Origin of the sequence: Kribbella sp., assembly GCF_035655035.1 — a bacterium.
Taxonomy (GTDB): domain Bacteria; phylum Actinomycetota; class Actinomycetes; order Propionibacteriales; family Kribbellaceae; genus Kribbella.
Genome location: NZ_DASRVN010000322.1, coordinates 1 through 5,808, shown reverse-complemented (window position 1 = coordinate 5,808; position 5,808 = coordinate 1). Strand labels below are relative to the sequence as shown.

Genomic DNA, 5,808 nt, shown 5'->3' with positions numbered 1-5,808 from the left:
CCACAGCGCCTCGAGGTACGTGACGAACAGCTTGCGGACCGGGCCTTCCTTCTCCTTCTTCCACCTCTTGAACACGAAGCGGAGCAGGTACGCCGTGACGCCGAGGCCGATGAACAGCCACGTGGACAACGACTGCAGGCCTTCCGACTGCTGCGGCGCCGTACCGCCCGTAAGAACCGCGGCCGCGACGTCGTTGACCTTCTTGACCGCCAGTTGGTACTCGTAGTTGAGCGCCTCGGTCTGCAGGAACTTGTAGGCCGCGTAGAACGCCAGGAACGGCAGCAGGGCCGCAGCGATCGCGTCAAGCGGCTTGTGCTCGTTGCCGGGCTCCATACCGTCCGGGGCCAGCATGCCCTCGGCAACCGCCCGACGGTGGAACGGGAGCTCGCTGCGGAGCACCAAGAACATGGTCACGTACATCGCCAGCGACACCACGACCAGCAACGCCAGTACTGCGATACCGGCTGCCTCGGCCTTCGCCCCGGCCTGTACTGCGACCCACTGCAGGCCCCGGTGCGCCAACTGCGCAACCAGGAAGACCGCCGCCAGCCGCGGCCAGGCCTTCCCGAACAGGACCCCCGCCCGCCCCACCGTAGTGAGTAGCGTCCCCGACTCCATCGCCACGGCGACGAATGTACCTCGCGAGGAGTCCGGTCAGCCGCCGGCGAAGGGCGGCAGGGCGTCGACCAGCGCACCCGGCCGCAGCGGCGTACTCGCGTCCGCCCGCTCACCGTCCAGGAGGAACGTGCAGATCGACAGCACCCGGGCCAGCTCCGGCCGGTCGGTGGAGACGGTCGTCACCAGATCACCGATCGAACCCGCGTCCGCGGTCGCCGTCGACGTACCCGCGGCCGAGCGTGCGGCGGCGAAGTACCTGATGGTCACTTCCGGCATCTGATCGGCGCCTCACTGGTCTGGTAGGTCTTCCGGTATTATGTCAGCTTGCTGTTAGACCCAGTGTGTCCCAGGCCCCCGGCAACGACGCCGTCGGGGCCTGTTGCGCACGAGGACCGGATCGCTGCGGCAGGATCCGATGATCAGCACAAGGAGACGGCGTGAGCACGTTGCTTCTGCTGACGAACGCGCTGCAGGCCTCCACCGAGGTGCTGCCGTCGCTCGCCCTGCTGCCGCACCAGATCCGCATCCTGCCGACCGAGGTCTCCGCGCTGGTCGACGCGCCGGACGCCGACGCCGTGCTGCTGGACGCCCGCCGCGACCTGGTCGCGGTCCGGAGCGCCTCCCGGCTGATCCGGACGACCGGTATCGACGTACCGCTGATCCTGGTCGTCACCGAGGGCGGCCTGACCGCGGTGAACGCGGACTGGGGCGCGGACGACGTACTGCTCGACACCGCCGGCCCGGCCGAGATCGAGGCCCGGCTGCGGCTGGTGATCGGCCGGCTCGCGGCCACCCGGAACGACGAGCCCGAGTCCACGCTGATCCGCAGCGGCGACGTGGTCATCGACGAGGCGTCGTACACCGCGAAGCTGAACGGACGGGCGCTCGACCTGACGTACAAGGAGTTCGAGCTGTTCAAGTTCCTCGCGCAGCACCCGGGGCGGGTGTTCACGCGCGAGCAGCTGCTCCAGGAGGTCTGGGGCTACGACTACTTCGGCGGCACCCGGACGGTCGACGTGCACGTACGGCGGCTGCGCGCGAAGCTCGGGCCCGAGCACGAGGCGCTGATCGGTACCGTCCGCAACGTCGGCTACCGCTTCGTCGTACCGCCCGCGCCGACCACGCGCGAGCCGGCGGACACGAAGGCCTAGAAGAAGAACTTCAGCACCGTGAAGGCGAGCCAGGCCGCCGGGAGCAGCGCCGCCTTCCAGGACCCGACGCCCTGCTTGAACCCGGCCACGAAGGTGCCGATCGTGATCGGCACCAGCATCACCAGCATCGTGATGCCGGCGGCGTGCACGCCGATGTGCGACTGAAGCGTCAGGATCCAGCCGACCACGAATGCGAACGCCAGACCGAGCCAACTGGTGATCTGCACCGGCCCGTCCGCGCTGCGATGACCCCGGTGCGACGCGCGAGTGGCCCGCCGGTGGGAGGTCGGAGCAACGTGCGCCATCGCTCACCTTCCGTAAGTACCTGAGTACGCAAGGTACCAGGATCCCCGGCCGATCCGAAAAAGGGCCGGTGCGGCAGCGCACCGGCCCTTCGTCAGGTGGTCAGGAGCCGAGCGAGATCCGGTCGGTCGGCACCGGGGTGTACGGGTCGTGCGCGCTCAGGTAGCTCGCGAACGCGTCGATGTCCAGCCCGCCGAACACCTTGTTCGTCGCGGTGGTGAAGGCCGGGAAGCCGTCACCGCCGTCGGAGAGAAAGTTGTTCGTGACGATCCGGTACGACGTACCGTCGGCCAGCGGCTGCCCACCGATCTTGATCGAACCGGCCACGATCTTCGAACCCGCCGCCGCGGCCGGGTTCCAGGTGTAGGTGATGCCCGCGACCTGGAGCACCTTGTACTTCGGGGAGTCCGGGCCGTTCACGCCGGAGAACTGCTGCTCCAGCAGGGCCTTGATCTGCGTCCCGGTCATGTCCATCGAGACCAGGAAGTTGTTGAACGGCTGCACGGTGAACGCCTGCCCGAAGGTGACCGCACCGCCGTTCGAGGACAGGTCGGCGCGGATGCCGCCCGGGTTCATGAACGCCGCCACCGGCGCCTTGCCCCCGGACACCACCGACGGGTCGGCGAGCTGCGCGTCCGCGATCAGGTTGCCGAGCGGCGACTCCAGCGAGTCGTCGTTCGTCCGGACCACCGACGGGGTGCTGAGGTGGCCGATGACCTTGTTCTCGATCGGGGCGACCAGCGCCTTGTACTTCGCGATCAGCTTGGCCGTCTTCGGGTCCTGGGCGACATCCTGGGTGACGATCTGGTTCTGCGCCAGGGTGTTCGTCCGGTCGACGTCACCGGTCGCGTTGTCGATGCTCAGCCGGACCTCGGTGACCAGCCGGCCGAACGACGAGGCGCTGGTGACCAGCCGCGGCTTGCCGGCCTTGTCCGGCAGCGAGCAGTTGTACGCCTGGTGGGTGTGGCCGGAGATGATCGCGTCGATCTCCGGGTCCAGCCCGGCGTTGATGTCGACGATAGGGCCGGAGATCCCCGGGCAGCTGTTGTACGCCTTCGGGTCGGCCGGGAACCCGCCCTCGTGCAGCAGCACGACGATCGACTTCACGCCCTTCTTCTTCAGCTCCGGGACCAGCGCGTTCGCGGTGGCGACCTCGTTCTTGAAGGTCAGGCCCTCGACGCCGGCCTTGGTCACGATGTTCGGCGTGTTCTCCAGCGTCATACCGATGAACGCGACCTTGTTGCCGTCCTTGAACGACTTGATCGTGTACGGCGCGAACAGCGTCTTCTGGGTGTTGGTGAAGAACACGTTCGCGCTCAGGTACTTGTACTTGGCGCCGGTGAACGGGTGCTTCGGGTCCGGGCAGGAGTTCTGGTTGTTCTGCCCGTCGCCGTCCGGCAGGCAGCCGCCGGTCTGCATCCGGAGCAGCTCGTGCCAGCCCTCGTCGAACTCGTGGTTGCCCACCGACGCAGCCTCGAGTCCCATCCCGCTGAGCGCTTCCACCGTCGGCTCGTCGTGGAACGCCGCCGACAGCAGCGGCGAGGCACCGATCAGGTCACCGGCGGCGACCGTCACCGAGTCCTGCCCCTTCGCCTTCGCCGCGGCCCGCAGCTCCTTCAGATGCGTGGCGAGGTACGCCGCACCGCCGGCCGGGATGCCGTTGACGTTGCCGCCGGAACCGGTCGCCGGCTCCAGGTTGCCGTGGAAGTCGTTGATCGCCAGCAGCTGGATCTGCGAGTGCGTCGGCTTCTTCGTCTGTCCGGCGGTCGCCTGCGGCGCGGCGCCGGGCTGGGTCGCAGCCCCCGCCTGAGTCGCAGCCCCCGTCTGGGTCGCAGCTCCCGCCTGGGGCGCAGCTCCCGCCTGGCTCAGGGATCCCCCGGCGGCGAAGGCGAGCGCCACGGCCGTCCCGGCGGCGAGCAGACCAGCAACCCGCGGTCCCCCCAACCGTGCTCTGTCTCGTGCCATGTCATTCTCCGTGTCTTGTTGATGAGTCCGCTGAAGCTACCTGAGCAGCAAACCTTCTTTCCAGAACCTGAGAATGAACTCAGCTGAACCTTTTACTGTGTTCCGGTGACACTTGAAGCCGTACCCTCACCGTTGCCCCCGGCCACCGCCGCTGCCGTCACGGAACTCGCCCGCGCCGCAGCAGACAGCGACGGCGTCCACCCGCTGTCCGAACGCACCCTGCTGCACCTGGACGGCGAGCATCCCGGCGACGTCCACGTCCTCGCCTACGAAGGCGAACCAGGCACGATCGAGGTCAGCGGCCTGCAGAGCGCCCGCAACCTCACCGGGTACGCCGCCCTCTCCCCCGACGGCTCAGCCGAACTCGTCGTCGCCCCGGCGTACCGCCGCCAAGGTTTCGGTACGGCGCTACTCCGAATGCTGCTCGACCACGGCGGCAGCCGTACCCGCGTCTGGGCCCACGGACGTCGCCCGGGCGCCGACGAACTGGCCCAGCGCCTCGATCTTGACGTAACACGCGAGCTGTACTTTCTCCGCCGTACCAGGGCCCCGCTCCCCGCTGTCGTGTGGCCCGACGGGATCGCCGTACGCACGTTCGTGCCCGGCCAGGACAACGCCGCCTGGCTGGAGGTCAACGCCGCCGCGTTCGCCGACCACCCCGAGCAGGGCAGCTGGACCGCCGCAGACCTGTCAGAACGCCTCCAGCAGCCGTGGTTCGACCCCAACGGCTTCTTCCTGGCCGTCTCCGAAACCGGCGCCGTAGCGGGCTTCCACTGGACCAAGGTGGAGGACGGGGTAGGAGAGGTCTACGTAGTCGGTGTTTCCCCTTCTTTCCAGGGCCGAGGCCTGGGCAAGTCCCTGACCCTCCAAGGCCTCCACCACCTCCAGAACGACCGGGGCCTCGACGAGATCGTCCTCTACGTAGACGGCACCAACACCCCCGCCCGAGCCCTCTACACCTCCCTCGGCTTCACCACCGCCGCCCTGGACGTCCAGTACGCCCCTCACACGGAGTGACCACCGTCACACCCTCCCTCCGCGTCATAACCCGCACCCCTCACCCGTCCCCCCATCAACCAGGAGCCGCCCGAGCCTCTAACCCCCCAGCCGAGCGGCTCCTGGCCTTATCCACAGCTGCATCTATTGACATCGCCCCCCACCCCGGCCCCCCGTTACGATTCGTATCAACTACGGAGGGCTGACAAACGTGACACACAGCAACAGGCCAACCCAAGCACTCCTGGCCTGCCTAGCCACCACCACACTCCTCACGGCCTGCACCAACAGCAGCCCCGAAGCCGGCCAACCAAACACGGCCCCACCGCCAACATCTGCGAGCGGTCAGACGGCCACCACAAGTCCGTCCCCGACTCTGAGCAGCACCTCAGCCAGCACACCGTCGACAAATCTGCCAACGGCACCGCCCATCCGCCCATCCGCCGCCGCAGGTGCGACCCTCGCGGCCGGCGAGGCTTTTATCGGCCACTACGTCGCTCTGCTCAACTACTCGTACGGGACCGGGGACGCCAGCCCATTGATGGCGGCCAGCGACAAGGGTTGCATCGGTTGCAAGGCCGTCGCGGACTATGTGAAGAAGATCAACGTCAGGAACGGCACACTCGCGGGCGATTACAACGACCGCCTCATTGACGTCAAAGAGATCTTTCGAGGAAGTTCTGGACGCCTCGGCGGCTCAGCGATTCTCAAGTCGGGAACATACACCGAACGGCGGACACCTGGCGGGACTCCAGTTCCCCAACGAGGTGGTACG

General features: G+C 67.8%; 6 protein-coding genes and 1 pseudogene. 3 read left to right on the top strand and 4 right to left on the bottom strand.

The window, feature by feature from the left end:
* Nucleotides 1–618, bottom strand: a pseudogene (locus tag VFF46_RS18265) (hypothetical protein); the annotation flags it as partial.
* Between the two features lie 36 nt (nucleotides 619–654).
* Nucleotides 655–894 (bottom strand): MoaD/ThiS family protein, encoded by a 240-nt coding sequence (locus tag VFF46_RS18260; RefSeq protein ID WP_325038344.1) that lies wholly within the window; start codon nucleotides 892–894, stop codon nucleotides 655–657.
* A 161-nt stretch (nucleotides 895–1,055) separates the two neighbouring features.
* Between VFF46_RS18260 and VFF46_RS18255 the strand changes: the two genes are divergently transcribed.
* Complete coding sequence (locus VFF46_RS18255) at nucleotides 1,056–1,769, top strand: response regulator transcription factor (protein ID WP_325038343.1); 714 nt, start codon at nucleotides 1,056–1,058, stop codon at nucleotides 1,767–1,769.
* Here VFF46_RS18255 and VFF46_RS18250 read toward each other — a convergent pair.
* Both VFF46_RS18250 and VFF46_RS18245 read right to left on the bottom strand, forming a co-directional pair.
* Nucleotides 1,766–2,074 (bottom strand): hypothetical protein, encoded by a 309-nt coding sequence (locus VFF46_RS18250; RefSeq protein ID WP_325038342.1) that lies wholly within the window; start codon nucleotides 2,072–2,074, stop codon nucleotides 1,766–1,768. The two genes, VFF46_RS18255 and VFF46_RS18250, sit on opposite strands and share 4 nt — an antisense overlap.
* Before the next feature lie 100 nt (nucleotides 2,075–2,174).
* Nucleotides 2,175–4,037: a bifunctional metallophosphatase/5'-nucleotidase gene (locus tag VFF46_RS18245; protein WP_325038341.1), complete on the bottom strand. Its 1,863-nt coding sequence runs from the start codon at nucleotides 4,035–4,037 to the stop codon at nucleotides 2,175–2,177.
* A 105-nt stretch (nucleotides 4,038–4,142) separates the two neighbouring features.
* On the opposite strand from VFF46_RS18245, the gene mshD reads away from it, so the two are divergent.
* Both mshD and VFF46_RS18235 read left to right on the top strand, forming a co-directional pair.
* Nucleotides 4,143–5,054, top strand: a complete 912-nt coding sequence (gene mshD / locus VFF46_RS18240; protein ID WP_325038340.1) for a mycothiol synthase — start codon at nucleotides 4,143–4,145, stop codon at nucleotides 5,052–5,054.
* A 190-nt stretch (nucleotides 5,055–5,244) separates the two neighbouring features.
* Nucleotides 5,245–5,808 (top strand): DUF6318 family protein (locus VFF46_RS18235; RefSeq protein WP_325038339.1); only part of this gene is annotated, 564 nt, incomplete at its 3' end.